This is a genomic window from Microbacterium sp. CSI-V (genome assembly GCF_001984105.1).
Lineage (GTDB): Bacteria > Actinomycetota > Actinomycetes > Actinomycetales > Microbacteriaceae > Microbacterium.
Genome location: NZ_MTQM01000005.1, coordinates 206,333 through 233,037 on the forward strand (window position 1 = coordinate 206,333; position 26,705 = coordinate 233,037).

The window sequence follows — 26,705 nt, forward strand, 5'->3', positions numbered from 1 at the left end:
GAGCGTAGTGATCTTCCTATGGAACGACGATTTGTTTGTCCCCTGCCGACAATGCGACGGGGTCCGGCTCGCGCGGCGGATACACCCAGGTCACCAGGACGACCGAGACGATCATCAGCAGGAACCACGACGACAGCTTCGACGCGTCGACCGGATGCCACCCGCCCACCTGCGACGGGTAGAGCCACGCCCCGGCGTACGTGGCGATGTTCTCGGCGAGCCAGATGAACACCGCGACACCCGCGAACGCGAGGAGGAGCGGCATCCGGAACGTCCCCCGGAAGAAGCGGAACCGCATCGTCGTGCGCCCCCACAGGACCACGACCGCCACCACCAGCGCCCAGCGGAGGTCGACGATCCAGTGGTGGGTGAAGAAGTTCGCGTAGATCGCCGCGGCCACGATCGCGGTGAGCCACCGCCGCGGATAGCGCGAGAACCGCAGGTCGAACAGGCGGTACACCCGCACCATGTAGCTGCCGACCGCGGCGTACATGAAGCCGCTGTACAGCGGCACGCCCCCGATCCGCAGCACTCCGTCGGCCGCGTACATCCAGGAGCCGACGTCGGTCTTGAACAGCTCCATGACCGTGCCGACGACGTGGAACAGCACGACCACGCGCAGTTCGCGCAGCGTCTCGAGCCGCGCGGCCACCATCACGACCTGGATCGCCACGGCGGCGATCGTCAGCGCATCGTTGCGGGCCAGTGCGGCGTCGTCGGGGTACCAGAGCTTCGCGGCGACGACGACCGCGAGGAACGTCGCGCCGAAGACGCACGCCCACGCCTGCTTCAGCACGAAGACGGCGAACTCCACCAGGCGCGCCCGCGCGCCGGTCGCCGGCGCCGAGCGGAGGAGGCGGTTCGCGAAAGCGTCGATGCGCGCCTCGACCGAGGTGAGGGCGGGGCGCGCGATCATGCCCGGGATCGTGGCACGCGACCCTGGCAGGATGCCCGGGTCCTACCGCATCGCCGGGTCGTCCGAGGTCGATTTCCCGGTGGCGGAAGGGCCGCGTAGAGTCGCGCCATGACTGCGGAAACCCGAACCGACATCGTCGTCCGTCCGGTGCGAGATGTGGATGCCGAGGCCCTCGGCCGCGTGCACGCGACGTGCTGGCACGAGACGTACGACCACCTGATCAGCACGGCCGCCCTCGAGGCGGTCTCCCCCAAGCGCATGGCCGAGCTCTGGACCCACTGGGCCGCCCAGGGCGATGACTACCGCATGAGTGCGGCCCTCGTCGACGGCGAGATCGTCGGCTTCGTCGGCTCGGGCCCTGCCCGCGACGAGGACGCCCCGCGCCCGCGCGAGCTCTACTTCATCTATCTGCTCGACCAGTTCCACGGCACGGGCATCGGGCAGCAGCTCTTCGACGCCGCCGTCGAAGGCGACGAAGGCCTGTACCTGTGGGTCGCCGAGGACAACCCTCGCGCGCACCGCTTCTACGCGCGCAACGGGTTCGCGCTCGACGGCGCCTCGCACGTGGAGCCCTTCCTCGGTGAAGAACTCACCGAGGTGCGTTTCGTCCGCTGACGTGCTGCAGATCTGGGCCCTCGCCGGCATCGGTGAGATCTCGCCGGGCGCAGACCTGGTCGAGGTGATCGCGGATGCCGCCGGAGACACCCTGCGCGACGGCGACATCGTCGTCGTCACCAGCAAGATCGTGTCCAAAGCCGAGGGCCGCATCCTCCGCGCCGACGACCGCGAAGACGCGATCACCCGCGAGACCGTGCGGCTCGTGGCATCCCGCACCTCCCCCGCCGGACACGTGACCCGCATCGTCGAGAACCGCCTCGGCATCGTGGCGGCCGCGGCCGGGGTCGACGCCAGCAACACCCCCGAGGGCACGGTGCTGCTGCTGCCCGAGGATCCCGACGCGTCGGCGCGCGCGATCGCCTCCGGGCTCCGCCTCGCCACCGGCGCGCACGTCGGCGTGCTCATCACCGACACGCTCGGCCGCGCCTGGCGCGAGGGTCAGACCGACCACGCGATCGGCGCCGCGGGCGTGCACGTGTTCGAGGATCTGCGCGGGACGACGGATGCCGAGGGCCGCCCCCTCGTCGTCACGCTGCCGTGCGTCGCCGACGAACTGGCGGCGGCCACCGACCTCGTCAAGGGCAAGGCGGCGCGTCTGCCCGTCGCGTTCGTGCGCGGCCGCGCCGACCTCGTGGGCGACCTCGACCTCCCCGGCGCCCGCTCGATCGTGCGCCCCGCGGAGCGCGACATGTTCGCCCTCGGGTCCGACGAGGCGTATTCCGCCGGGTTCGCCGCGGGCCGCGCGGCCGGCGACTCCGCTGCCGAATCCGCCGACTGAGCGGCGGCGTCCCCTCGTCCCACTTATGGCGGCGCATGCCCCAGTACTGGCTGTTCAGGCGGCCGCTGAGCGACAAGAAGTGGGACATGGTTCTCAGCGGCGGCGCGCGGCCTCGCGATTGGAGAGCCTCGGCAGTCAGCGGCGCAGCGCACCCTCGTCCCACTTGTGGCGGCCTGCGTCCCAGTAGTTGCTGGCGAGAGGGCCTCTGAACGACCCGAAGTGGGACATGGTCGCGCCTCGCGGACACGGTCGCGCCTCGCGGACACGGTCGCGCCTCGCGGCCGTGGCGCACTTCGCAGCCGTGGCGCGCGCGCGGGACACAGGACCCCGCGCTCAGCGGACGCCGCGGGCCGCGAGCGCCTCGCCCAGCTGGTCGGCGTGGCGGAGCGACAGCACGACGAACGGGATGATCCCCGCGCGCAGCGACGGGCGGGCACCCCGGGCGCGCTGCGCCTCGCGCACCTCGGCGGCCAGTCGCGCGAGGACGGGGATCGTCGTGATCGTCACCGCCAGCAGGAGCGCGGCGCGCTCGGCATCCACCCCGATCCCCCGGAGCGGCCCGAGGCCGCGTTCGAGAGCGTCGAGCATGTCGTCCACGCGGGTGGTGAGCGGGAGCAGGGCGCCGACGAGGAGCGCCGCCGCGACGCGCGCCGTGTTCGCCAGGGCGGGTTCGGGGCCGAGGAAGACGAGCTGGCCGATCACGGTGATCGCGAGGATCCAGCGGAGCCCCCATACCTGCCGCCCGAGCTCCCGCACGCCGATGCCCGACACGACGTAAGCGAGGAGCACGGCCACCCCGCAGACGGCCGCCACCCACGCGGCGGTCGGCAGCGCCGCCAGCCCGACCGCGACGACCGCGAGCAGCAGCATCTTGGGGCCCGCCGGCATCCGGTGCAGGAGCCCGTCACCGGGGCGGTACAGGGTCAGCACCGCAGGGCCCGTTCGTAGGCGTCGACGACGTCGGATGCCGCACCCGCGGCGCTCACCACACCGTCGGCGAACAGCACGGCGGCGTCGCAGCGCCGCGCGAGGGCGAGGTCGTGCGTCACGAGGAGGAGCGCGTGGCCGGTGTCGGCGAGCAGGTGATCCGCGACGCGGCGCGCGTTGCGCGCGTCGAGGTACGCCGTGGGCTCGTCGGCGACGACGAGGTCGGGGGCGCGGACGAACGCCCCGCACAGGGCCAGCAGCTGCTTCTGCCCGCCGGAGAGGTCGTGCGCCGGCCGCTCGGCGAGCTCGGTGAGCCCGAACCGCTCGAGGGTGCGCGCCACCCGCTCGGCACGCTCCGCTCTGGGCAGACGCTCCGCGCGCAGCGAGAATCCGACGTCGTCGCCGACCACCGGCATCACGATCTGCGCGTCGGGGTTGCTGAGCACCAGGGCGACGCGACGCCGGAGCTCCGCGGCATCCCGGTCGGGGTCGAGGCCCAGAACCTCGACGTCGCCGGCGTCTCGACGGACGAGACCGGCGACGACCCGCGCGAACGTCGACTTGCCCGACCCGTTGTCACCGATCACCGCGATGGTGCGAGCGTCCAGGTCGAGGTCAACCCCGCTCAGCACGGCGCGTCCGTCGAGCCGCACGGTCAGGTCGCGGCAGCGCAGCACTCCGGTCATCGGACCACCTCCACGAGCGCGGCGACTCCCATACCCCCGCCGATGGATGCCGCGGCGACACCCATCGTCCCCGCCGGCGCCCCGCCGCGCACCAGGCGCGAGAACAGGCGCACGACGGCGACGGCGCCGCTCGCTCCCCACGGGTGGCCGAGCGCCAGGGCCCCGCCGTCCGCGCACACGCGCGGGTCGTCGTCGGCGATCCCCAGCCGCGAGAGCACAGCGATGCTCTGGGCGGCGAACGCCTCGACGAGCTCGATCGCGGCGATGTCGTGGATCGAGGCCCCCGCCGCAGCCAGGACGGCCTCGATCGCCGGCGCGGCACCGATGCCCGGGAGCGCCGGATCGACCCCCACCACGGCGCCCGCGCGGATCGCGAGTCCGGATCCGGCCGCGGCCACGACGACCGCGGCGGCGCCGTCGCCGATGCGGGTCGACGTCCCGGCGGTGACCGTGCCCCCGGCGAACAGTGCGGGCAGCCGTTCCCGCACGGCCGCGTTCGGTGCGATCGCGTCGTCGCGGCGCGCGGCGCCGATCGCCACGATCTCGGCGTCGAAGCGTCCGGCCGCGACCGCGGCCGTGGCGTGGAGGTGGCTGCGGGCCGCGTGCGCGTCCTGGCGCGCCCGGTCGATTCCGTCGCACGCCGCGAGGTCCTCGGCTGCGCGGAGCATGTCGGGGTCGGCGAAGCCGGGCGGGGTGAACGGCGCACGCGTGTAGGCGACGCCGTCGCGCGAACGCTCGGGCGCCGTGGATGCGCTCTCGACTCCCCCGGCCACGCGCGGCCTCCCGTCGGCGCGGACGGACGCCGCGGCATCCAGGATCGCCGCCAGCCCGCTGCCGCACTGGCGGTCGACCGTGCCACCGGGCACCGCGGGTCCGAGCCCGGCGGCGAGCGCGGCGATGCGCCCGGGGTTGCCGCCCGGCCCCACGCAGTTGCCGAGCACCACGTCGGCGATGTCCCCGCCGTGCGCGAGACCGGCATCGGCGACGACCGCGGCCACGACCGCACCCCCGAGCACCCCGACGTCGGCACCGGCGAGCGCCCGTCCGCGCAGCGCGAGGGGCGTACGCCGGGCGGCAACGATCACCGGATCAGGCACGACGGGTCCCTCGATCGAGGACCTCGGTCGCGAGACGCACCGCGTCGGCGCGGGCGGGCTTTCCAGACGGCGTGCGCGGCAGCGCACCCGTCACCCAGCGACGGGGTCGATGCGCGGGTCCGAGCCCGCGCGCGACCGCGGCGCGCAGCGGCTCCGGGACCGCACCGCTCGTCGGCGCGCCGCCGACGGAGGAGTCGTCCAACTCGACGAACGCGGCGACGAGGGCTCCGACCCCGGGATGCGGCATCCCGAAGACGACCGCGTCGCGCACACCGGGGATCGATCGCAGCGCGCGCTCCACCTCGTCGGGGATGACGGTCGCCGACGCGGTGAGGATCGCGTCATCGGCGCGCCCGCGCAGGACGAGGCGGCCGTCGCGCACCTCCGCGCGGTCGCCGACGCTCGCCCACGCGCCGTCGCGGCGCAGGGGTCCTCCGTCGCCCAGATACCCGGATGCCACGAACCCCGACCGCACCCACACCTCACCGTCGCGCAGCTCGACGTCGACGCCGGGGAACGCGCGCAGTCCGTCTCCCTCGTCGACCGCGACGAACGAGAGTTCCGCGGCCCCGTAGTACGACACGACCCGGATGCCGGCGGACTCGGCGCGGGCGCGCAGTGCCGGGCCGAGGTGCGATCCGCCCACGAGCGCGGTGCGCAGGGTCGGCGGGACTCCGCGATCGAGGAGCGCCCGCAGAGCCTCGGGCGTGCCGTGGAAGCAGGTCGCCTCCGAGAAGTCGTCGCGGGCGGGGCGCGGACCGCCCGCGAGGGCGTGAGCCAGCGAGAACAGCGTGATAGACGCGGCGGGCGGGGCGGGGAGCGCGACGACGGCGCCCGGACCGGCGTCGAGGAACCCGGCGACCGCGGCGAAGGATTCCGCCCAGGAGGCGGCAGACCGCAGCACAATCCGCGGCGCGCCGCTGCTGCCGGAGGTGAGCGCCGCCCACCCCGTGTCATCGGGCACCTCGGCCCTCTCGGCCGTCCGCCGAACGGCCGCGAGCTGCTCGGCCGACCACCGCGGATCGGTCACGAGCGGTACGGCACCGGCGGTCCGCAGCTCGGCCAGGTGCCCGAGCAGGTCGGGCCGGTCGCCGTCGACGACCGCGATCACGCGGAGACGGTGGCCGGTTCCGCGGCGGGCGCCCGCCACTGGCGGCGGAAGCCGCGCGGATACGACCGCACCAGCAGCGTCACCACGATCGTCGCGATCGCCGCCTTGATGAGGTCTCCCGGGACGAACACGAGGCTCGTCAGCGCGGTCTCGGCGAGCGGCAGACGCGTCACGAGACTCTGGACAGGGATGCCGAGCGCGTAGATCGCCACGATCCCTCCCGCGACCATCGCGATCGCCGTGCGCCACCACACGGGGCGTCGATTGCCGGCGTGCACGATGAGGCCGATGACGATCGCGCCGAGGATCCACCCGATCGCGTATCCCGCCGACGGGCCGAGGAACACCGCGAAGCCGCCGCGCCCGCCGGCAAGGAGCGGCAGCCCGACGGCGACCAGAACGAGCAGGACCGTCACCGACAGCGCACCGAGCCACGGACCGAGGATCGCACCCGCGAGCATGACGCCGAGCGTCTGCGCGGTGATGGGCACGCCGCCGAAGAGCGAGAATCCGCCGGGCAGGCCGAGCACCGCGATCAGCGCGGCGAAAACGGCCACGCGTGCGAGGTCGGTGGCATCCGGAGTGCGAGCGGTCATGTCGATCCTTACCTGAACAGCGTTCACCTGAACGGTGTTCACTATAGTCAGAACCGTGACTCCTCCCGCACGCGGCCGCGGCCACTCCGCCGACGACGTCGCGCGGACCGCCCTGCGCATCCTCGACGACGACGGCCTCGCCGACCTCACCATGCGTCGGCTCGCGACGCGGCTCGAGGTGCAACCGAGCGCGCTCTACTGGCACTTCCCGAACAAGCAGTCGCTGCTCGCCGAGCTCTCCGACCGGATCGTCGGGCGAGCGGCATCCCTCCTGCACGGGTCGGGGGTGGTCGCCGAAGCACGCGCGCTGCGCGACGCCCTGCTCGCCTACCGCGATGGCGCCGAGGTGGTCTCCAGCACCCTCGCGCTCGGCCTCGGCTCGCCCGCGGCACTCGACCGCCTGACCGCCGCGGTGGCCGCCGAGGGATTCTCGCCCGACGTCGCGACCCGCGCGGGGACGACGCTGCTGCACTTCGTCCTGGGGCACGTGTGGCACGAGCAGCAGCGACTGCAGTACGACAGCGTCGGTGTCGTCGCCCCGGGCGCGACCCCTGTCTCCGATGCCGACTTCGCCTTCGGCGTCGACCTCATCCACCGCGGGCTGTACGCGTCCGCCTCGCGCCCGGCGTAGGCCGCGGCGCGTCCGGCGTAGGCCGCGGCGTCCGGCGTAGGCCGCGGCATCCTGCGCCATTTCACGTGATCTGGCCGAGCGCACACAATCCGGCCGAGAGCACACGTTGGGGACGACCGCAGCGTGTGCGTTCGACCGGATCACGTGATCTCGACGCCCGCGGGGCTCGGCGGACGCGGCGGCGGACACGGCGCCGGGCGCGGCGGCGGCGCGGGCACGGCGCCGGGCGCGGGCAGACCCGCGTCAGCGCTGCTTCACGTCGCCGAAGAGGCGCGCCACCGGAATGAGCAGGCTCGGGCGCGCGGCGATCCAGGCCGCTGCCATCACCAGCAGGGATGCCGCGAACAGCAGCAGCCCGGTCGGGTCGGTGGCGAAGGCGTCGGGGTCGACCGAGCCGCGGGCCGCGTACATGTGGTTCAGGTTGCGCAGCGCCCCGGTGGCGAGCACGAGGAACACGTGCACGGCGATGAACACGACGAAGAACAGCATCACCGGGAAGTGGATGCGACGCGCCCACTCCGCGGGGAACGCGCGGTTAAGGCGAGCGGCATCCTTCGGCCAGACCCCCGACAGCCGCACGCCCGTGACGATCGCGAGGGGGGCGGCGAGGAACGTGATCGCGAAGTACGACAGCTGCTGCAGGCTGTTGTAGTTGACCCAGCCGTTCTCGGTCGGCCAGTCGAGCGCGGCGTACTGCAGCGCCGCCGACACCGCGTTCGGGAACACGTCCCACGACGTCGGCACGACCCGCATCCACTGGCCCGTGGCGAACAGCAGCACGATGTAGATCACGCCGTTGGCGATCCAGAGCATGTCGATCGCCTGGTGGAACCACAGCGCCAGGCTGATGCGGCGCCGCTTGTTGCCCCGCGGCGACCAGAAGGCATCCGGTCGCTTCTGACGACGGAACTGCAGCCCCGAGCGGATGACGAGCAGCAGGAACAGGCTGTTCAGGAAATGCTGCCAGCCGAGCCACGCCGGGATGCCGACGGGCGCCGCCGCGGGCAACTCGGACGACCCGGAGTAGACGTCGAGGAAGCCCCGGACGGGCCCGAGCGACACGAGCACCCGTGCGATCAGCACGATGAAGACCGCCAGCACGAGCGCCGCGAAGCCCAGCAGCAGCACGGAGCCAATCCATTGCGCGGGAGTCAGCGCGCCGAAGACGCGCGACGACCCGCGCTGCGGGGTGCGGGGTGTGGACGCCATCAACTTCTTCGGGCCGGAGCGAGGACTGACCTCCCGACGATACCGAAACCGGCTGTCCTTCGACCGCGAGCACCACGCGCTTGGTCGACGACCCGCAGGATGGTAGGCCCGGTACGGTGAGGCGGGAGGAGGACGGATGCCGAGACGCCTACCGGTCGACCCGATCGCCGAAGCAAAGCGCCAGTGGATCGCGCACGGCTGGGACGACGCCGCCGATGGCATGACCGTGGTGACGTCGGTGATCCGCGCCCACCAGTTGCTCACGGCATCCATCGAGCACGCTCTCAAGCCGCTGGACCTGTCGTTCTCGCGCTTCGAAATGCTCCGGCTCCTGGCCTTCACCCGGGAGGGACGGATGCCGATGGCCAGCGCCATCGCGCGACTCCAGGTTCACCCCACCAGCGTCACGAACACGGTCGAACGTCTCGCCCGCGACGGTCTGCTGTCGCGCGAACCTCACCCGACCGACGGTCGCGCCGCGCTGCTCGTGCTGACGGAGGCCGGCCGTCGCCGCGTCGACGACGCCACGGACGCACTGAACGCGGTCTTCCGCGAACCGGGGCTCGCCGCCGACGACGCGACCGAACTCGTGCGGATCATCGCCCGATTCCGCAAGGCCGCAGGCGACTTCGCCGACCCGTCGCCGACGCCCGAGCCGCTGTGACGCGACTCAGCGGTTCGTGAAGTTCGGCGGCCGCTTCTCGCGGAACGCCGCCATGCCCTCTTTCTGGTCGGCGGTGTCGAACAGCGCGAAGAACGCCTGCCGCTCGAATCGGAGCCCTTCGGCGAGCGTCGACTCGAGTGCGACATCGAGCGCCGCCTTCGCCGCGTACAGCGCGGGAAGGGGCTTCTCGGCGATCGTCCGGGCCACGGCATCCGCTTCGTCGAGGAGGTCGGCGGCGGGCACCACGCGTGAGACGAGTCCTACCCGCTCGGCCTCGGCCGCGTCGATCATGCGTCCGGTGAGCACCAGCTCGGCGGCTTTGTAGTACCCGAGCGCCCGCACCAGGCGCTGCGTGCCGCCCATGCCGGGGATGACCCCGAGCTGGATCTCGGGCTGCCCGAACTTCGCGCGATCGGAGGCCAGGATGATGTCGCACATGAGGGCGAGCTCGCACCCGCCGCCGAGGGCGTACCCCGACACCGCGGCGATCACGGGCGTCCGCACCGCGGCGAAGCGGCCCCACGCCCCGAAATGGTCGGAGAGCGACATCTCGAGCCCGGACTTGCCCTCCATCTCTTTGATGTCGGCCCCCGCGGCGAACGCCTTCTCGGAGCCCGTGACCACGATCGCCCCGACGTCGGGGGCGTCGTCGAACGCCGTCGCCGCGGCCACGACCTCGGTCATGGACCGCGTGTTCAGCGCGTTGAGCGCCTCGGGCCGGTCGAGGGTGATCCACCCCACCCGCCCGCGCTGCTCGACCCGGATCGTCTCGTACTCGACGGCGTGATCGGCCATGCCGCTCCCCTCGTGGTGTCCTTCCAGCATCGTCGCACGCGCCCCCGACATCTCCGAGGGGTTCCGGACCTCAGGCGGCCAGCACGCTCCGCCCGACGATGAGCCGCATGATCTCGTTCGTGCCCTCGAGGATCTGGTGCACGCGCAGGTCGCGCACGACCTTCTCGATGCCGTACTCCTGCAGGTACCCGTAGCCGCCGTGCAGCTGCAGCGCCTCGTTCGCGACGCGGAAGCCGACGTCGGTCGCGAAACGCTTGGCCATGGCGCAGCGGGTCGCGGCGTCGGGGGCTTTGGCATCCAGGTGCTCCGCCGCCGAGTGCACGAGGAGCCGCGCCGCCTCCAGCTCGGTGGCCATGTCGGCGACGGCGAACACGACCGACTGCTTCTCGGCGAGCGGTTCGCCGAACGTGAAGCGCTCATGTACGTACGCGACCGCGCGTTCCATGGCCCAGCGCGCCCCGCCGAGCGAGCACGCGGCGATGTTGAGGCGACCGCCGTTGAGCGCCGCCATCGCGATCCCGAAACCGCGGCCCTCGCCGCCGAGCAGGTTCTCGGCAGGCACGCGCACCTCGTCTAGCACGACCTGCCGCGTGGGCTGGGCGTTCCAGCCCATCTTCTTCTCGTTCGGCCCGAACGACAGTCCCGCAGCGTCCGCCGGAACGAGGAACGCACTGATCCCCCGTGCCCCGGGCTCGCCCGTCCGTGCCATGACGACATAGACGGATGCCTCGCCGGCACCCGAGATGAACTGCTTGACGCCCGTGAGCACGAACGTGTCGCCGTGCCGGATGGCCGAGGTGGTGATCGCCGCGGCATCCGATCCGGCGCCCGGCTCGGTGAGGCAGTAGGCGCCGAGCTGCTCCATGGCGGTGAGCCCCGGGAGCCACCGCTCGCGCTGGGCGTCGTCGCCGTACGCGTCGATCATCCACGCGACCATGTTGTGGATCGTCAGGTACGCGGTGACCGTCGGGTCGCCCGCGGCGAGCTCCTCGAAGATCTCGACGGCGAAACGGCGAGGGAAGCCGGCGCCGCCGGACTCCTCGCGGACGCACACGCCCCCGAGGCCCAGCTCACCGGCGCGACGCAGGACGTCGCGCGGGAAGTGCTTCGCGGCATCCCACTCCAGGGCGTGGGGGGTCAGCTCGGTCGCGGCGAACTCGCGGACGGCGTCGAGGATGGCGGCGCGGTCGTCAGCGGTCAGAGCGTCGAGCGCGGGGGCAGGGGTGGCGTCCATGCGGCTCTCCATTTCGGCGACGTCGTCGTCGCGAGAGCGATTTTAGTTGGACGTCCTTGTAATTACTAGGATGCCGAAGAATCAGCCCGCCGCGACCCCGAACAACGCACCCACCGCGTACGTCGCGCCGAGCGCGAGCGCACCGCCGATCACGGTCCGCAGGATCGCGCGACCGCGGCGCGCGCCCCCGATCCACGCCGCGAGATACCCGGTGACGGCGAGCGCGATGAGCACCGCGACGAAGGTGAGCGGCACGCGCACCTCGACCGGCGCGAGCAGGATCGTCAGCATCGGCAGGATCGCGCCGACCGTGAACGCCACGGCCGAGGCGAGTGCCGCCGCCCACGGGCTGACCACGTCGTCGGCGTCGATGTTGAGCTCGACGGCGAGGTGGGCCTTGAGGGCGTCGGATGCCGTGAGCTCGGTCGCCACGCGCGTCGCGGTGTCGCGGCTGAGCCCCTGCGCCTCGTACAGCCCGACGAGTTCGGCGAGCTCCGCCTCGGGGTCCTCCGCGAGCTCGCGGCGCTCCTTCTGAATGAGCGCGTGCTCGCTGTCGCGCTGGCTGGACACCGAGACGTACTCCCCCAGCGCCATGGAGATCGCGCCACCGACGAGAGCAGCCAACCCGGCGATGAGCACGGGTCCGACCTCGCTCGTCGCCCCCGCGACACCGACGACCACGGCGGCAGTCGACACGATGCCGTCGTTCGCGCCGAGCACGCCGGCACGCAGCCAGTTCAAGCGCTGGGCGAGTCCCTGGCGGTGCGGTTCATCGGGGTGGGCTCCGGCGGGCGAATCGGTCACGCCGCAAGGTTAGCCCGGTGCGCGGGGGGACGGATCGCCAGGTGAGATCGGCGACACAGAACCCCGTGTCTTCCCACCCCGTTCACCGGACCGTCACCGCCGATCGACAGAGTGGCGGGGATCCGCGCCCCCGCACGGATCCTCTCCCCGACACCCGAGGACACAGCCATGCCTTCGTCGTTCCTTCGCCGCGCCGTCGCGTTCACCGCGACGACCGCGGCGGTGTGCGCGCTCGCCCTCACGAGCGCGACGGCGGCTTCCGCCGCCATCGTCCCCACGCCCGTCTCCGACAGCGCGCCCGGCGCGGCCATCGGCCTGACCCCGGTGGGCTCCTACGACACGAACGTGTACAAGGAGTCCGCCGCGGAGATCGTGCAGGCGTACCGCGACCGCCTGTTCGTCGTCAACGCGCAGGCGGGCACCGTGACGGTGCTCGACAACAGCGACCCGAAGAACCCGACGAAGCTGTACGACATCGCCTCGGACGGCGTCGCCAACTCCATCGCCGTGCGCGACGACGGCCTGGGTGTCGTCGCCTTCGAGGCGGAGGACAAGACCGCCCCCGGTCACCTCCTGTTCTTCGACGCGAACAAGGACGATGCGGCGAGCGCCACGCTCGGCGAGGTCACGGTCGGAGCACTGCCCGACATGGTCACGTTCTCCAAGGACGGCACCTACGCCGTCGTCGCCAACGAGGGCGAGCCGAACGACGCCTTCACCGTCGACCCCGAGGGTTCGGTGAGCGTCGTCACGCTGGCATCCACTGTCTCGGCTCCAGCGCAGACCGCCGTCAAGACCGCCGGGTTCCGCGCGTTCGAGCAGGGCGGTTCGAAGACGCTCGACCCGAAGGTGCGCGTGTTCGGCCCCGACGTCGCCGCGCCCGACCAGGGCTCCACGCCCCTGTCGGCCAACCGCGTCTCGCGCAACCTCGAACCCGAGTACATCACCGTCGACGGGACGGTCGCGTATGTCGCGCTGCAGGAGGCCAACGCCATCGCGACGGTGGACCTGACCAAGGCCGAGGTCACCGGCATCCTCCCCCTCGGCTACAAGGACTGGGGCGCGAGCGCGCTGGACACCAGCGACAAGGACGGCGGGATCAACATCCGCAGCGTCGCCGGCCTGAAGGGCCTGTACATGCCCGACGGCATCGCGTCGTACTCGGCGAGCGTCGCCGGCAAGGCCACGACCTACCTCGTCACCGCGAACGAGGGCGACGGCCGCGAGTGGGGCTCGTTCATCGACGAGGCCCGCATCAAGGACCTCGGCAAGAAGGACCTGGCCCCCATCTGCGAGACCTCGCCGCTCGCGGGTCGCTCGGCGGATGCCGACCTCGGACGCCTCAAGGTCGTCACCGACCTCGGCACGACGGCCGACGGCTGCTACAGCGAGCTCTATGCCTACGGCGGCCGCTCGTTCTCGATCTGGGACACCAAGGGCGCGCTCGTCTTCGACTCCGGCGACGACTTCGAGTAGAAGCTCAAGGAGGTCGCCCCCGAGCTGTTCAACGTCTCGAACGACAACAACACCGTCGACGACCGCAGCGATGACAAGGGCCCCGAGCCCGAGGGCGTGGCCATCGGCGTGGTCGACGGCCGCACCTACGCCTTCATCGGCCTCGAGCGGGCCGGCGGCGTGATGGTCTACGACATCACCGACCCGACCAACGCGACGTACGTCACGTACGTGAACAACCGCGACGCCTCCGCCGACGTCAAGACGGCCGCCGCGGGCGACCTCGGCCCCGAGGGCATCACGTTCGTCTCGGCGCTGCGTTCGCCCACCGGCATCCCGCTGCTGACCACCGGCAACGAGGTCTCGGGCTCGACCACCGTCTTCGAGGTGCGTCCGACGCAGCCGAAGACCCCCGACCTGCAGATCCTGACGATCAACGACTTCCACGGGCGCCTGCTGCAGGAGTCCGGCGGCGTGGCGGGCGCGGGCGTGCTCGCCGGTGCGGTCGAGAAGTACCGCCAGCAGAACCCGAACACGCTGTTCGTCTCGGCCGGCGACAACATCGGTGCGAGCGCGTTCGAGTCGTTCATCGACCAGGACACCCCGACGATCAAGGCCCTCACGGCCGCGACGCTCGACGTCAGCACGGTCGGCAACCACGAGTTCGACCGCGGCTTCGCCGATCTGACCGACCGTGTCATCCCCGAGTACGAGGGCGACCCGGATGCCGACCAGTTCAGCGACTTCGCACTCGGCGCCAACGTGTACGAGAAGGGCACGAAGACCCCCGCCCTGAAGCCGTACACGATCAAGGACGTCAACGGCACGAAGGTCGCTTTCGTCGGCACCGTCACGGAGCAGACGGCCGGAATGGTCGACCCGTCGAAGATCACGTCGATCGAGTTCGGCGACCAGGTCGAGGCGGCCAACCGCGAGGCGAAGAACGCCCGGGCGGCCGGCGCCGACATCGTCATCCTCCTCGCCCACGAGGGTTCGGAGGGCACCGACTGCACGAAGATCGCCACGGAGTCGGGAGACTTCGGCGACCTCGTCCGCAACGCCTCGAGCGACGTGGATGCCATCGTCTCGGCGCACACGCACCAGAAGTACGCGTGCGAGATCGGCGGACGCTCCGTCATCCAGACCGGCCAGTACGGCACGAACCTCGGCACGCTCGACATCGACCTCGACGGAGCCGGAAAGCTCGTCTCGATCACGCCGGGCGTGCGTGCGCTGTACGACTCGACCGTCTCCCAGTGGGTCGCGTACCCGCAGACGCAGGTCGCGAAGATCGTGGCGGATGCCAAGGCCACCGCCGACGTCAAGGGTCAGGTCGAGGTCGGCACGATCACGACCGACATCAAGCGCGCCGTCAACGGTTCGGGCGGCGAGGACCGCGGCGCCTACTCGACGCTCGGCAACACCGTCGCCGACGTGTACCTGTGGGCCGCGAGCGAGAACCCCTCGTTCAACGGCGAGGACGCGCAGATCGCGTTCATGAACCCCGGCGGACTGCGCGCCGACCTGCTGTACGGCACCGACGACGGCTCGGTCTCGTACCGCGAGGCGGCGAACGTGCAGCCGTTCGGCAACACGCTCGTGACGCTGTCGCTCACGGGTGCGCAGCTGAAGTCGGTGCTCGAGGAGCAGTGGCAGCCCGCGGAGGCGTCGCGTCCGGTCCTCGCGCTCGGCGTGTCGAAGGGCTTCGCCTTCGAGTACGACCCGACGGCGGCGAAGGGTTCGCGCATCGGCGCCATCGCGCTGAACGGTACGCCGATCGACCCGGCCGCGACCTACCGCGTCGTGACCAACTCGTTCCTCGCGGCGGGCGGAGACAACTTCTTCACCTTCGCGCAGGGCACGGGCAAGGCCGACTCGGGCCAGATCGACCTCCAGGCCACGGCGGAGTTCTTCGCCGCGAAGGGCACGGTGGCACCGTCGCCGCTCGGCCGCGCGTATCTGAAGGGCGCGCAGCCGATCGATGAGGGCACCGGCCCCACGCCGACGCCCACCCCGACGCCGACCCCGACCGCGACGCCGACCGAAACGCCGGTCCCTGCGCCGTCGTCGAGCGCGGGCGCCGGGTCGCAGGGAGCACTGGCCACGACGGGTACCGAGGTTCCGTGGGGCCTCGCCCTCGGCGGCGCGTTCCTGCTGGTCGCCGGTGGTCTGGCCTTCGCCCTCCGCAAGCGCCGCACGGTCTGACCCTCCCGCCCGGCAACGGCCCTCACCCCTTGGGTGGGGGCCGTTGCCTTTCGCGTGAGATGCCAGGATTTGTCGCTCGGAGACGGCCCGAGGCGACAATTCCTGGCGACTCGCGCGAGCTCCCCCGGCTAGAAACGGCGGAGCAGCGCGGCCAGCGCCTGTCCGCCGCCGATGCACATCGTCACCACGGCGTACTCGAGGTCGCGGCGTTGCAGGTCGAGGGCGGCGCGGACGGTCAGGATCGCGCCCGTCGCCCCGACCGGGTGCCCGAGGGCGATCGCGCCGCCGTACGGGTTGACCTTCTCGGGGTCGAGGCCGGCGTCGCGGATCACGGCGACGGCCTGCGCCGCGAACGCCTCGTTCAGCTCGACGACGTCGACGTCGGCCGGTGTCAGCCCGGTCCGCTGCCAGAGCCGTTGCAGCGCGAGGACGGGGGCGTACCCCATGATCTCGGGGTCGACACCCGCGGTCGTCACGGCTTCGAGGGTGGCGAGGCCGGTGAGCCCGCGCTCGCGCACGTCCTCCTCCCGCATGAGGACGGCCGCGGCGGCGCCGTCGTTGATCCCCGAGGAGTTGCCGGCCGTGACGGACCCCTCTGCGGCGAACGCGGGACGCAGCCCGGCGAGCACCTCGAGCGTCGTGCCGGGACGCGGGTGCTCGTCGACCGACACCTCGATCTGTCGCTTGCCGCCGGTCGTCACGGGCACGATCTCCTCCGCGAACGCCGCACGGCTGGCATCCAGGGCGGCCCTGCGCTGACTCTCGACGGCGAAGGCATCCTGCTCGGCCCGGGAGACGGAGTACCGGGATGCCACGGTCTCGGCGGTCGTGCCCATGTGCCGGCCGCTGAACGGGTCGGTGAGGATCGCGAGCGTGCCGTCGAGGAGCGTCCGGTCGCCGAGCCGGGCGTTGCCGCGCGCGCCGTAGTCGAGGAACGGCGTGCGCGACATGCTCTCGTCGCCGCCCGCGACGACGACGTCGGCGCCTCCCCAGCGGAGCTCCTGAGCGCCCGACCAGATCGCCTGGAGCCCCGACCCGCACAGGCGGTTCACGGTGAAGGCAGGGACCCGGGTCGGCAGCCCCGCGGCGAGCGCGACGCGGCGGGCGTTGTACGCGTCGGGTCCATTCTGCGCGATGCAGCCCATGACGACTTCGTCCACGGCATCCTTCGGCACGCCCGCGCGCTCGAGGGCGGCCGACACGGCGACGGCGCCGAGTTCGTGCGCGTCGACGCTCGACAACGCGCCGCCGAAGGAGCCGATCGGGGTGCGCGCGCCCGCGACCAGGACGATGCGGGACTGTGCCGGGGCGACCGTCATGGGGATCCTCCAGGGGTGGAACGGAAGGGTGGCAACGGTACGCCGCGGGGCGTAATCTCCGCCACATGGACGCGGTGATCCGCACGGTGGGGCTGCGTAAGTCCTACGGTCGCACGAATGCCCTCGACGGTCTCGACCTCGAGGTCGGGCCGGGCGAGATCCACGGCTTCCTCGGCCCGAACGGCGCCGGGAAGTCGACGACGATCCGCATCCTCCTCGGGCTCGCGCGGGCCACCGGGGGGACGGCCGCGGTGTTCGGCGCCGATCCGTGGCGCGACGCGGCGCGGCTGCACCGGCGGATCGCCTACGTCCCGGGCGACGTGAACCTGTGGCCCGGCCTCTCGGGCGGGGAGGCGATCGACCTGCTCGCGCGCCTCCGCGGGGGCGGGCGGACCGTCGCGTATCGCGCGGAGCGTGCGCGGCTCCTCGAGGCGTTCGAACTCGATCCGCGCAAGAAGGGCCGCTCGTATTCGAAGGGCAACCGGCAGAAGGTGGCGCTGGTCGCGGCGTTGTCCGTGCCGGCCGATCTGCTCGTGCTCGACGAGCCGACGAGCGGCCTCGATCCGCTCATGGAGGTCGTCTTCCAACGCGAGGTGCGGCGCGCCCGCGACCGCGGCGCGGCCGTGCTGCTGTCCAGCCACATCCTGTCCGAGGTCGAGCAGGTGTGCGACCGCGTGAGCATCATCCGCGCCGGCCGCATCGTCGACGACGGCACCCTCGACGACCTCCGGCATCTCACCCGCACCCAGGTCTCGTTCGCCGACCCCGGCGGCGACCTCCCCGTGCTCCCCGGCGCGCACGAGGTCGAACGCCGCGACGGGCGCGTGCACCTCACCGTCGACACCGCCGAGGTGGCATCCCTCCTCCCCGCGCTCGGGACCGCGCGCGTCACGTCGCTCCGGATCGAACCGGCCTCGCTCGAGGAACTGTTCCTCCGGCACTACGGAACGCAGCCGTGAGCGGCTTCGGGCCCGTCCTGCGGGCGCGATGGCGACGGGATGCCGTGCAGCTGACGATCTGGATCGTCAGCGCCCTGCTGCTCGCCGCCTCGGCGGTCACGGGGGTGCGGGGGACGTTCCCGACCGAGACCGACCGCGCGACGCTGCTCGCGACGGCCGTGGCGAATCCGGTGGTGCTGCTCTTCCGCGGCTTGCCGTCGGGGACGGACGAAGCAGCGTTCACCGCGTTCCTCATCCTCCCGTTCGTCGCGCTGCTGGCCGCGCTCATGAGCACGTTCCTCGCCGTGCGGCACACCCGCGGCGACGAGGATTCCGGGCGCGCCGAGCTCATCGCCGCCACCCCCGCGGCGCGGACCGTTCCACTGGCCGCGACGGTGGTGCACGGCATCCTGGCCAACGTCGTCCTGGGCGCGCTCGTGACCCTGACGTACGTCGCGATCGGGTTCCCCCCGACCGGGAGCGTCCTGATGGGCGCCGCTTCGGCGCTGACGGGCATCGCGTTCCTCGGCGTCGGACTCGTCGCCGCGCAGCTGGCGGCATCCGCGCGGACGGCGAACGCGATCGGCGTCTGGGCCGTGCTGCTCACCTACCTCGCGTGCGGGCTCGGCAACGCCCTCGGAACGCCCAGCGCGGACCTGCGACGGATGACGAGTGCGCCCCTGGCGTGGGTGTCGCCGTTCGGGTGGGCCGAGAACACGCGCCCGTACGACTCGGACGCGGCGGGCACGCTGATCCCGTTCGCCGGGCTGATCGCCGTCACCCTCGTGCTCGCGTTCGTCCTCTCGGGCGCGCGGGACGTGGGCGGCTCGCTCCTGCCCGCACGCCGCGGGCGAGCCGTCGCAAGCGTCGCCCTCTCTGGGCCGATCGGACTCGTCTGGCGCGAAGCCCGAGGATCCCTCCTCGGGTGGGCGGTGGGCGGAGCGATCGTCGGGGTGATGTCGACGCGTCTCGCGACCGCGATCTCGCAGATCGGCGACACGATCCCCTCGGTGCAGGCCCTGCTGCAGTCCCTCGCGTCTCAGGGGTCGCTCGCGCAGGGAGCCATCGAGGTGTTCTTCACCCTGGCCGGGGTGCTCGCCGCGTGCGCCGGCATCCAGACCGTCCTTCGCGCGCGGCAGGACGAGGCCGCCGGCCTCGCCGAACCCGTGCGCGCGGCGGGGGTCGGCCCGGTCCGGTGGGTGGGGGCGTACCTGGTCGTGGCCGTGGGCGCCGTGCTCGCGTGCCTCGCCGCCGCGACGGCGGGGGCGACCGCCGGCCAGCTCGCGACCGATTCGTCGAAGACGGACCTCATCCGGGATGCCGCGGTGGCGGCGGCCGGGCAGGCGGTCGCCGCCGTGACGCTCGTGGTCATCGCGACACTGGTCGTCGTGATCGCGCCCCGACTGTCGCTGCCCGTCGGGTGGGCCCTCGTCGGAGTCGCGACCGTCGTGGGATTGTTCGGCCCGTTGCTCGGACTCTCGGATGCCGCCGTCCACGTCTCGCCGTTCGCGTCGGCGCCGCGCGTCGACGGCGATGCCCTCGACCTGCGCGGCGGCGTGTGGCTCGTGGTCGCGGTCGTCGCCGCCGCCGCGCTCGCCGGCGTGGCGGCACGGCGCCGCGAGCTCGCGCCGGAGCGCTGAGGCCCTACCCCCAGGACTCCAGCGTCGCCGGGACGGATGCCAGCGTGGCCACGGCCGCGTCCCGATCGGCGCGGGCGAGGGTCAGCGCCGCCACCACGAGCGACGCGCACACCGCCGACAGGGAGTCCACGGCATCCGGGACGAGATCCGGCCGCCGGTCGGCCACGGCCGCGCGGATGGCGGCGCGCATCTCGGCGGCGTACCCCGACACCAGGCTGCGCACGTCGGCGTCGTCCGACGCGAGCGGGGACGATCCGGCGTTCAGCAGCAGACAGCCGAGACGGGCACGGGGGCTGTCGGCCGCGATGGCCGCGCGCATGTCTTCGACGTACGCCTCGAGAGCGCTCGGGTCGCCGCCGCCGAGGGGGCGGAGGCGCGTGCGCACGATGTCGTCGAGATACTGCGCGAGCACCGCGTCGAAGAGCCCGCGCTTGCTGCCGAACGCGTTGTAGAGGCTCGAACGGGTGAGTCCGGTGGCCTCCTCGAGCTCGGTGATGCCCGCCTCGGCGTACCCGCGCTGCCAGAACACGTCACGAGCGGCGTCGACGACGGCGCGGCGGTCGAACGTCGGCATCCTGCCCATGGGTTTCCTTCTTCCCGGTCCACGACTATATTAGACCGGTCGTTACAAAATAACCACGCAAGGAGAGACATGCGCGCGATCGTGCACCCCCGATTCGGCGAACCGACCGACGTCCTCGACGTCGCCGAGGTCGAGACCCCCGAGCCCGGCCCCGGCCAGGTGCGGCTGCGCATCCTCCTGTCGCCGATCCACAACCACGACCTGTGGACCATCCGCGGCACCTACGGCTTCAAGCCCGAGCTCCCCGCCCGCGCCGGAACCGAGGCCGTCGGCGTCATCGACGCGCTCGGCGAGGGCGTCGAGGGGCTCGAGGTCGGCCAGCGCGTCGCCACCGGCGGAACCTTCGGCGTGTGGGCCGAGTACGTCGTCGCCCCCGCCGCGGGTCTCATCCGCGTCGCTGACGCGCTCCCCGACGAGATGGCCGCGCAGCTGGTCTCCATGCCGTTCAGCGCGATCAGCCTGCTGCACTCGCTCGACCTGCAGGCCGGCGACTGGCTTGTGCAGAACACCGCCAACGGCGCCGTGGGACGCATGGTCGCGCAGATCGCGAAGGCCCGTGGCGTCCACGTCCTGGGTCTGGTCCGTCGTCAGAGCGCCGTCGACGAGCTCGCGCAGCAGGGCATCACGAACGTCGTGTCGACCGACAGCAGCGACTGGCGCGAGAAGGCCGCCGAGATCATCGACGGTGCACGCGTCGTCGCCGGCGTCGACTCGGTCGGCGGATCGGCGGCCAACGACGTGCTGTCGCTGCTCTCCGAGAACGGCACGCTCGTCATCTTCGGCTCGATGGGCGACGCCAAGCTCGAGCTGTCGGCGGGCGACATCATCTTCCGCCAGGCGACCGTGAAGGGATTCTGGGGCAGCGTCGTCAGCAAGACGATGGATGCCGAGACCCGCGGCGCCCTGTTCGGAGAGCTGTCCCGCTACCTCGCCGACGGCACCGTGACCCTTCCCGTCGCCGCGACCTTCGCCCTCGAGGACGTTCGCGACGCCGCCGCCGCGAGCTTCTCGCCGCGCGTCGGCAAGGTGCTGCTGCGCCCGTAAGCCCCTCCCGCTCAAGTGTCCAAGACACGCCGTTGCGCCCCACCCGCATACGGCGTGTCCTGGACACTCGGCGTTTCGGGGCGGGGGCACCACGGCGCGGGCCTCAGGCGAGCAGGCGCTCCAGCGCGTCGAGCACGGGGCGCTGACCCTTCACGAGGCGTTCGCGGGCGGCATCCAGGTCCGTCCACTCGGCCCGGTCGACCTCGGGGAACGCGGCCGTGCGACCCGACCGCGGCGGCCATTCCATCTCGAACTCGCCGAACACGAATCCGGATGCCTCGAACCCGGTGCCGTCGCCGGCGAACACGACGAGCTTCTTGCTCGAGGTCGCCGCGAACGTCCCGAGCTCGGCCCACTCGCCCGTCGGGGGTTCGAGCCCGAGCTCCTCGACGAACTCGCGACGGGCGGCGTCGCGCGGCTCCTCGGCGCCCGGCTCGAACTCGCCCTTCGGGATCGACCATGCGCCGGAGTCCTTGCGGGCCCAGAACGGTCCGCCCATGTGCGCGATGAGCACCTCGAGCGCGGGATGCCGCCGGTACAGCAGCAGTCCCGCACTCCAGGCGACCATCAGGCGCTCGCCGGGACGCGCGCGGCTTCGTCGGCGATCACGTCGGCGCGCTTGCGGAACGTGCGGGCGGTGACCCGGTCGAGCGCGATCTGACCGCGCATGCGCTCGGCCTTCTCGTACAACGAGGGGCCGCCGAACCCGGTGAGCACCTTCACGAGCACCGGCAGCAGCTCGATCATGAAGAACAGCGCCGCGATGAGCCAGTGGGCCCAGCGGAGCGTCGGCTCACGCTCGGACAGCCGCTCGAGCGCCGAGATCTGGCTCAGTAGACCGACCGCTCCCGCGTTGCCGTCCGCCACGGAAGCGGCGCGTTCGTTGTAGGCCGCGAGCGCCGCCTCGTACTGGGCGCGGGCCGCGGGAAGCTGGTCCTCGGCCTGCTGCTTGTTCTGGTCGGCCGACGCAGCGGCGGCGTCGGCGCCGGCGGAGTTGGCCGCGGCCAGCGACGACTGCGCCTGCTGCAGCTGCGCCGCGAGCGCGTCGTACGACGACTGCGCCTGCGCGAGCTGCGCCTGCGCGGCCTCGGAGCTCGCACCGTCGCCGGCGACCCCGGTGCATCCGGCGACCTCCCCGGCGCCCTGGCCGGTCAATTCGCACTGGTACACCGCGCGTGCCTGGTCGATGACGGCCTGCTGGGCGGCGAGCTGCTGCGTCAGCTGATCGACGGTCTGCTGGGCGGCTGCGGCTGCGGCCGACGTCGACGAGGTTCCGGCCACGATCCCGGTGGCCGCCTGGTTCTCGAGGGCCGCGACCTGAGCGCTCGCGGCATCCAGGGCCTGCTTCTCGGGACCGTTCGTCACGGCATCCTGATCGGTGAGCGCCTGCGTGACGTTGGTGGAATTCACCTCGCGGTTGATGTCGTTCTGGAACACCTGCAGCACGAGCGGCTCGGCCACGACGATGCCGATGAGCGCCGCCATGATGATGCGGGGGAAGGCCAGACCGAGCAGCCGGAAGATGTTCTTCGTCGACCGCATCGTGGATGTCAGGAAGCGGTCCAGGTTGAAGATGATGAGGCCCCACACCAGCGCGAGCGGGATCGCCAGGAAGATGCTGATCCGCACACCCGTGAGCAGCGCGAACATCATCGACAGCGCCGAGACGAGCGCCGTGCCGGCCAGCACGAGGAACATCTGAACGAAGCGCGGCACCTCTTCGGGCACCTCGTCGAGGACGTCGTTGTCGGCGCCGCCGAGCACGGCCAGGCGCCGCACGAGCGACAGGCTGGGGCGCCGGGGGTCGGCACGTCGCAGCCGGGGCGGACGGGGATCGGATGCCACGGGCGCGGGGAACGGCGCAGCTTCGGGCACCACGCGCTCGGGCTCGGCCACCGGCTGCGGCTCGGCGGCAGCCTCGGGCTCGGGCTCCGGGGCGGGCTCGGGCTGCGGCTCGGCGGAAGCCTCGGGCTCCGGGGCAGGCTCGGGCTCCGGGGCGGGCTCGGGCTCGAGGTTCTCGGGCCACTCGAACGGAGCGGTGTCGTCATCACCGGCGGGCGGTGCACCCCAGGGCTCGGTGGGGTCGTCGAGCGTCACGGCGTCGGCCGACGCGTCGGCGTCGTCACGCTGCTGGGCGAGGATGTCGTCGAGGTATTGAGGCTCGCGATCGTCGTCCGTCGTGAACTCGATACGGCCGTCGGAGCCGAAGCGACCCGGCCGGTGAGCGGAAAAAGACATTCGCACAGGGTACGACGTGAGTCCTACCCGCTCCTGAGCGGGGCCTGTGGCCTGGCCGAGGCCCCGCTCAGCGCCGGATCAGACCAGACGTGCCTTCGGCGACACCTCGTAGGTGTTCTCGGGGTCGGAGAAGACCGCGTCGCCGAGAGCCGTGTCGATCGCGGCGAGCGTGTCGGCATCGAGCGTCACACCGGACGCCTTGACGGTGTCGGCGAGCTGCTCCGGACGCGACGCGCCCACGAGCGCGGCCGCGATGTTCGGGTTCTGCAGCACCCACGCGATCGCGAGCTGCGGCATGCTCAGCCCCGCCTCTTCGGCGATCGGCTTCAGTCGCTGGACGGCCTCGAGCACGTCGTCGCGGAGGAACCGCTTGATGAAGTTCGCCCCGCTCTTCTCGTCGGTCGCGCGCGAACCGTCGGGCACCGGCTGACCCGGCAGGTACTTGCCGCTGAGCACGCCCTGCGCCATCGGCGACCAGACGATCTGCGAGATGCCGAGCTCCTCGCTGGTCGGCACGACCTTGCCCTCGATGACGCGCCACAGCATCGAGTACTGCGGCTGGTTCGAGATGAGCTGGATGCCGAGCTGCTTCGCGAGCGCGTGTCCTTCGCGCAGCTGCTCGGCGGTCCACTCGGAGACGCCGATGTAGAGCGCCTTGCCCTGGCGCACGATGTCGGCGAACGCCTGGAAGGTCTCTTCGAGCGGGGTCTCGTAGTCGAAGCGGTGCGCCTGGTACAGGTCGACGTAGTCGGTGCCGAGGCGCTTCAGGGAGCCGTTGATCGAGTCGAGGATGTGCTTCCGGCTGAGACCGGTGTCGTTGGGGCCCATGGGGCCGGTGGGGAAGTAGACCTTGGTGAAGATCTCGAGCGACTCGCGCCGCTGCCCCTCGAGGGCCTTGCCCAGCACCGTTTCGGCCGCCGTGTTGGCGTACGTGTCGGCGGTGTCGAATGTCGTGATGCCCGCGTCGAGCGCGGCGTGCACGGTCTGGATCGCGGCGTCGTCACCGACCTGCGAGCCGTGGGTCACCCAGTTGCCGAGGGTGATCTCCGAGATCTTGAATCCACTGTTTCCGAGGTAGCGATAACCGACCATGACTCAACGCTATCGGCGGCATCCGACATCGAGGGCCGCTCGGGTCGGACGAACCCACACGTCAGACGTCGGTGGGGCGGCCCTCTGCGAGGGCCCGGTCCAGGAGCGCGATGGAGCGGCGCACCATGGACTGCGCGGACCCGAACTCGCGTGCGCTCCACGCGGGGGCGGCATCGGCATCCGCGAACGCCCAGGGCACCGCCGCGGCGACGAACCGGCGGTACGCCCCTCGATGCGCACCCACGCGCGGATCCCACGACCGACCGGTCGAGGCGGCGACGTCGATGGCCATGTTGACCACGCCGAGGGCCTCGGCGAGATCGATCGTCGGTGTCGCGCGGTCCAGCCACGGGCGCACGGCATCCAGGTCGACGACCTCGGTCTCGGCCCGCTCGTCGCGCGACGAACCGGCTTCGCCCGCCCACGCCAGGCACGACTCCGGCGACGCGAACAGGAGCACCCGAGACTCCACGACCGCGACCCGGTCCATACCCTCGGCACCGGGTCCCCACCACACGAACGCCGTCGCGCCCCGCGAGCGGATCCCCTGCGGCGAACCGACGGGGATCCGAGGAACGCTCACGCGTCCTCGGTGAGGTGATCCAGGCATCCGTCGTCCGGGTGGTGACGGAATCGCAGCTCGGTCGCCAGGGCGTTGACCGTGCGCTGCAACGCGGTGGGAGCCTGCTGTCCGAGCTCACCGAACTCCAGCCAGCCCTCTTCCGCGGCCTGCTCGACGACCTCGTGCGCGAGCGTCTCGATCAGACGCAGGTACTCGATCTCGGTCGGACGCCGGGGAGCGGACATCAGCCGACCGGCGTCTCCGCGGCGGCCGCTTCGTCTTCCTCGGTCGCGACGAGCTGACCGCACGCCCCGTCGATCTCCTTGCCGCGGGTGTCGCGGAGCGTCGTCGGGATGCCGGCGTCGTTGAGGCGACGCACGAACTCGTTCTGCACGGGCACCTCCGACGCCGTCCAGATCGAGCCGGGCGTCGGGTTCAGCGGGATGGGGTTCACGTGCACCCAGCCGCGACCGCGGGCGTTGAGCTTCTCGGCCAGCAGGTCGGCGCGCCACGCGTGGTCGTTCATGTCCTTGATGAGCGCGTACTCGATGGAGACGCGGCGCCCGGTCTTGTCGAAGTAGGCGCGGGCGGCATCCAGGGCCTCGTCGACCTTCCAGCGGGAGTTCACCGGGATCAGCTCGTCGCGCAGGCCGTCGTCGGGCGCGTGCAGCGACAGCGCGAAGGTCACGGGGATGTCCTCGTTCGACAGTTTCGTGATCGCCGGGACGAGCCCCACCGTCGACACCGTGATGCCGCGGGCGCTCATGCCGAGGCCGTGTTCCTTGTCGACCATGACGCGCACGGCCTGCATGAGCCGCGCGTAGTTGGCGAGCGGCTCGCCCATGCCCATGAACACGATGTTCGACACGCGGTCGAGCGAGTGATCGTCGCGCTTCTTGCCTCCGAGGCCACCGGCGGCGATGAGGGCGTTGGCCCGCACGACCTGCTCGATGATCTCGGCGGCCGACATGTTGCGGGTGAGGCCGGCCTGCCCGGTCGCGCAGAACGGGCAGTTCATGCCGCAGCCGGCCTGGCTCGACACGCACAGGGTGATGCGCCCGGGGTAGCGCATGAGGACCGACTCGACGAGCGCGCCGTCGTGCAGCTTCCACAGGAACTTGATCGTGTCGCCGCGGTCGGTCTCGAGACGGCGCACCTCGGTCAGCAGCGGCGGGAGGAGTCCCGCGACGAGCTCTTCACGACCGGATGCCGGCAGGTCGGTCATCGCGGCCGCGTCCGACGTGTAGTGGGTGAAGTAGTGCTTCTCGAGCTGCTTCGCTCGGAAGCCGGGGAGCCCCAGCTCCTTCACCTTGGCGACGCGCTCCTCGGCGGTGAGGTCGGCGAGATGCACGGGCGGCTTGCCCCGCTTGGGGCTGGCGAACTGCAGCAGCGGACGCCCGGTCTCGTCCTTGGCCTGCTGCCAGCCCTCGGTCTTCGGCCGCACCTGGCGGGGCTTCGTCTCGCGGATGCCGGTGTCGGCCGGGGCCCCCGCGGGACGCACCTGCCGGGGCTTGGTCTCGCGCACGGGGGTCTGATCGGTCATGGGTTCCAGGGTACCGGCGG

General features: G+C 72.0%; 26 protein-coding genes and 1 pseudogene. 9 read left to right on the plus strand and 18 right to left on the minus strand.

Annotated features, from left to right (window positions below; genetic code table 11):
- Nucleotides 1-16: 16 nt before the first annotated feature.
- On the minus strand, nucleotides 17-916 hold the full coding sequence (locus tag CSIV_RS02065) for a DUF817 domain-containing protein (RefSeq protein WP_077049758.1): 900 nt from the start codon (nucleotides 914-916) through the stop codon (nucleotides 17-19).
- Nucleotides 917-1,024: 108 nt separating this feature from the next.
- On the opposite strand from CSIV_RS02065, the gene CSIV_RS02070 reads away from it, so the two are divergent.
- Nucleotides 1,025-1,531 (plus strand): GNAT family N-acetyltransferase, encoded by a 507-nt coding sequence (locus CSIV_RS02070; RefSeq protein WP_077049759.1) that lies wholly within the window; start codon nucleotides 1,025-1,027, stop codon nucleotides 1,529-1,531.
- 1 nt (nucleotide 1,532) lies between these two features.
- Nucleotides 1,533-2,312 (plus strand): coenzyme F420-0:L-glutamate ligase, encoded by a 780-nt coding sequence (cofE, locus tag CSIV_RS02075; protein ID WP_077049760.1) that lies wholly within the window; start codon nucleotides 1,533-1,535, stop codon nucleotides 2,310-2,312.
- Nucleotides 2,313-2,645: 333 nt separating this feature from the next.
- Here cofE and CSIV_RS02080 read toward each other — a convergent pair whose 3' ends face one another.
- The 5 genes from CSIV_RS02080 to CSIV_RS02100 are packed head-to-tail and all read right to left on the minus strand — an operon-like array spanning nucleotide 2,646 to nucleotide 6,729.
- Nucleotides 2,646-3,242, minus strand: coding sequence for an energy-coupling factor transporter transmembrane component T family protein (locus CSIV_RS02080; protein WP_077049761.1), 597 nt, complete (start codon nucleotides 3,240-3,242; stop codon nucleotides 2,646-2,648).
- Nucleotides 3,236-3,925, minus strand: a complete 690-nt coding sequence (locus CSIV_RS02085) for an energy-coupling factor ABC transporter ATP-binding protein (RefSeq protein ID WP_077049762.1) — start codon at nucleotides 3,923-3,925, stop codon at nucleotides 3,236-3,238. Before CSIV_RS02085 ends, CSIV_RS02080 begins: the two co-directional genes overlap by 7 nt.
- Entirely contained in the window at nucleotides 3,922-5,022 is a 1,101-nt protein-coding gene (locus tag CSIV_RS02090) for a thiolase family protein (RefSeq protein WP_077049763.1), read from the minus strand. The genes CSIV_RS02085 and CSIV_RS02090 overlap by 4 nt, the downstream gene beginning before the upstream one ends.
- Nucleotides 5,015-6,133 (minus strand): class I adenylate-forming enzyme family protein, encoded by a 1,119-nt coding sequence (locus tag CSIV_RS02095; protein WP_077049855.1) that lies wholly within the window; start codon nucleotides 6,131-6,133, stop codon nucleotides 5,015-5,017. The genes CSIV_RS02090 and CSIV_RS02095 overlap by 8 nt, the downstream gene beginning before the upstream one ends.
- Nucleotides 6,130-6,729, minus strand: a complete 600-nt coding sequence (locus tag CSIV_RS02100; protein ID WP_077049764.1) for a biotin transporter BioY — start codon at nucleotides 6,727-6,729, stop codon at nucleotides 6,130-6,132. Before CSIV_RS02100 ends, CSIV_RS02095 begins: the two co-directional genes overlap by 4 nt.
- Nucleotides 6,730-6,784: 55 nt before the next feature.
- Here CSIV_RS02100 and CSIV_RS02105 point away from each other — a divergent pair, with 55 nt between their 5' ends.
- Nucleotides 6,785-7,360 (plus strand): TetR/AcrR family transcriptional regulator C-terminal domain-containing protein, encoded by a 576-nt coding sequence (locus tag CSIV_RS02105; protein WP_077049765.1) that lies wholly within the window; start codon nucleotides 6,785-6,787, stop codon nucleotides 7,358-7,360.
- 243 nt (nucleotides 7,361-7,603) lie between these two features.
- Here the strand turns inward: CSIV_RS02105 and CSIV_RS02110 are convergent, their stop codons facing one another.
- The gene (locus CSIV_RS02110) at nucleotides 7,604-8,569 is read right to left on the minus strand and encodes a cytochrome b/b6 domain-containing protein (protein WP_083734943.1); all 966 of its coding nucleotides are present in this window, start codon (nucleotides 8,567-8,569) and stop codon (nucleotides 7,604-7,606) included.
- A gap of 136 nt (nucleotides 8,570-8,705) precedes the next feature.
- Here CSIV_RS02110 and CSIV_RS02115 point away from each other — a divergent pair, with 136 nt between their 5' ends.
- Nucleotides 8,706-9,233 carry a MarR family winged helix-turn-helix transcriptional regulator gene (locus tag CSIV_RS02115; protein WP_077049766.1) on the plus strand — a complete coding sequence of 176 codons (528 nt, stop codon included), beginning with the start codon at nucleotides 8,706-8,708 and terminating at the stop codon, nucleotides 9,231-9,233.
- 6 nt (nucleotides 9,234-9,239) lie between these two features.
- Here the strand turns inward: CSIV_RS02115 and CSIV_RS02120 are convergent, their stop codons facing one another.
- The 3 genes from CSIV_RS02120 to CSIV_RS02130 all read right to left on the minus strand — a co-directional run bounded on the left by CSIV_RS02120 (nucleotide 9,240) and on the right by CSIV_RS02130 (nucleotide 12,066).
- The gene (locus CSIV_RS02120; protein ID WP_077049767.1) at nucleotides 9,240-10,028 is read right to left on the minus strand and encodes an enoyl-CoA hydratase-related protein; all 789 of its coding nucleotides are present in this window, start codon (nucleotides 10,026-10,028) and stop codon (nucleotides 9,240-9,242) included.
- Nucleotides 10,029-10,098: 70 nt separating this feature from the next.
- Nucleotides 10,099-11,262, minus strand: coding sequence for an acyl-CoA dehydrogenase family protein (locus CSIV_RS02125; protein ID WP_077049768.1), 1,164 nt, complete (start codon nucleotides 11,260-11,262; stop codon nucleotides 10,099-10,101).
- A gap of 81 nt (nucleotides 11,263-11,343) precedes the next feature.
- Nucleotides 11,344-12,066 carry a VIT1/CCC1 transporter family protein gene (locus tag CSIV_RS02130; protein ID WP_077049769.1) on the minus strand — a complete coding sequence of 241 codons (723 nt, stop codon included), beginning with the start codon at nucleotides 12,064-12,066 and terminating at the stop codon, nucleotides 11,344-11,346.
- Between the two features lie 168 nt (nucleotides 12,067-12,234).
- On the opposite strand from CSIV_RS02130, the pseudogene CSIV_RS18770 reads away from it, so the two are divergent.
- Both CSIV_RS18770 and CSIV_RS18775 read left to right on the plus strand, forming a co-directional pair.
- Nucleotides 12,235-14,565: pseudogene (locus CSIV_RS18770) on the plus strand (choice-of-anchor I family protein); the annotation flags it as partial.
- A gap of 249 nt (nucleotides 14,566-14,814) precedes the next feature.
- Nucleotides 14,815-15,726: a bifunctional metallophosphatase/5'-nucleotidase gene (locus CSIV_RS18775; protein ID WP_443189829.1), complete on the plus strand. Its 912-nt coding sequence runs from the start codon at nucleotides 14,815-14,817 to the stop codon at nucleotides 15,724-15,726.
- Nucleotides 15,727-15,854: 128 nt separating this feature from the next.
- Here CSIV_RS18775 and CSIV_RS02140 read toward each other — a convergent pair whose 3' ends face one another.
- Nucleotides 15,855-17,045, minus strand: a complete 1,191-nt coding sequence (locus tag CSIV_RS02140) for a thiolase family protein (protein WP_077049770.1) — start codon at nucleotides 17,043-17,045, stop codon at nucleotides 15,855-15,857.
- Between the two features lie 65 nt (nucleotides 17,046-17,110).
- On the opposite strand from CSIV_RS02140, the gene CSIV_RS02145 reads away from it, so the two are divergent.
- Nucleotides 17,111-18,004: an ABC transporter ATP-binding protein gene (locus tag CSIV_RS02145; RefSeq protein ID WP_175627538.1), complete on the plus strand. Its 894-nt coding sequence runs from the start codon at nucleotides 17,111-17,113 to the stop codon at nucleotides 18,002-18,004.
- Complete coding sequence (locus CSIV_RS02150; protein ID WP_077049771.1) at nucleotides 18,001-19,623, plus strand: ABC transporter permease; 1,623 nt, start codon at nucleotides 18,001-18,003, stop codon at nucleotides 19,621-19,623. The genes CSIV_RS02145 and CSIV_RS02150 overlap by 4 nt, the downstream gene beginning before the upstream one ends.
- 4 nt (nucleotides 19,624-19,627) lie before the next feature.
- Here the strand turns inward: CSIV_RS02150 and CSIV_RS02155 are convergent, their stop codons facing one another.
- Nucleotides 19,628-20,206 carry a TetR/AcrR family transcriptional regulator gene (locus CSIV_RS02155; protein ID WP_077049772.1) on the minus strand — a complete coding sequence of 193 codons (579 nt, stop codon included), beginning with the start codon at nucleotides 20,204-20,206 and terminating at the stop codon, nucleotides 19,628-19,630.
- A gap of 69 nt (nucleotides 20,207-20,275) precedes the next feature.
- Between CSIV_RS02155 and CSIV_RS02160 the strand changes: the two genes are divergently transcribed.
- Complete coding sequence (locus CSIV_RS02160) at nucleotides 20,276-21,250, plus strand: zinc-binding dehydrogenase (protein ID WP_077049773.1); 975 nt, start codon at nucleotides 20,276-20,278, stop codon at nucleotides 21,248-21,250.
- Nucleotides 21,251-21,353: 103 nt separating this feature from the next.
- On the opposite strand, the gene CSIV_RS02165 is transcribed toward CSIV_RS02160, so the two are convergent.
- From CSIV_RS02165 to rlmN, 6 genes are all read right to left on the minus strand, one after another.
- Nucleotides 21,354-21,818, minus strand: a complete 465-nt coding sequence (locus CSIV_RS02165; protein ID WP_077049774.1) for an NUDIX domain-containing protein — start codon at nucleotides 21,816-21,818, stop codon at nucleotides 21,354-21,356.
- Nucleotides 21,818-23,488, minus strand: coding sequence for a DUF4407 domain-containing protein (locus CSIV_RS02170; protein ID WP_077049775.1), 1,671 nt, complete (start codon nucleotides 23,486-23,488; stop codon nucleotides 21,818-21,820). Before CSIV_RS02170 ends, CSIV_RS02165 begins: the two co-directional genes overlap by 1 nt.
- 78 nt (nucleotides 23,489-23,566) lie before the next feature.
- Nucleotides 23,567-24,580, minus strand: coding sequence for an aldo/keto reductase family protein (locus CSIV_RS02175; protein ID WP_077049776.1), 1,014 nt, complete (start codon nucleotides 24,578-24,580; stop codon nucleotides 23,567-23,569).
- A 61-nt stretch (nucleotides 24,581-24,641) separates the two neighbouring features.
- Entirely contained in the window at nucleotides 24,642-25,163 is a 522-nt protein-coding gene (locus tag CSIV_RS02180) for a hypothetical protein (RefSeq protein ID WP_077049777.1), read from the minus strand.
- Complete coding sequence (locus tag CSIV_RS02185; RefSeq protein WP_077049778.1) at nucleotides 25,160-25,387, minus strand: hypothetical protein; 228 nt, start codon at nucleotides 25,385-25,387, stop codon at nucleotides 25,160-25,162. The genes CSIV_RS02180 and CSIV_RS02185 overlap by 4 nt, the downstream gene beginning before the upstream one ends.
- Complete coding sequence (gene rlmN / locus CSIV_RS02190; RefSeq protein ID WP_175627539.1) at nucleotides 25,387-26,685, minus strand: 23S rRNA (adenine(2503)-C(2))-methyltransferase RlmN; 1,299 nt, start codon at nucleotides 26,683-26,685, stop codon at nucleotides 25,387-25,389. Before rlmN ends, CSIV_RS02185 begins: the two co-directional genes overlap by 1 nt.
- Nucleotides 26,686-26,705 lie beyond the last annotated feature (20 nt).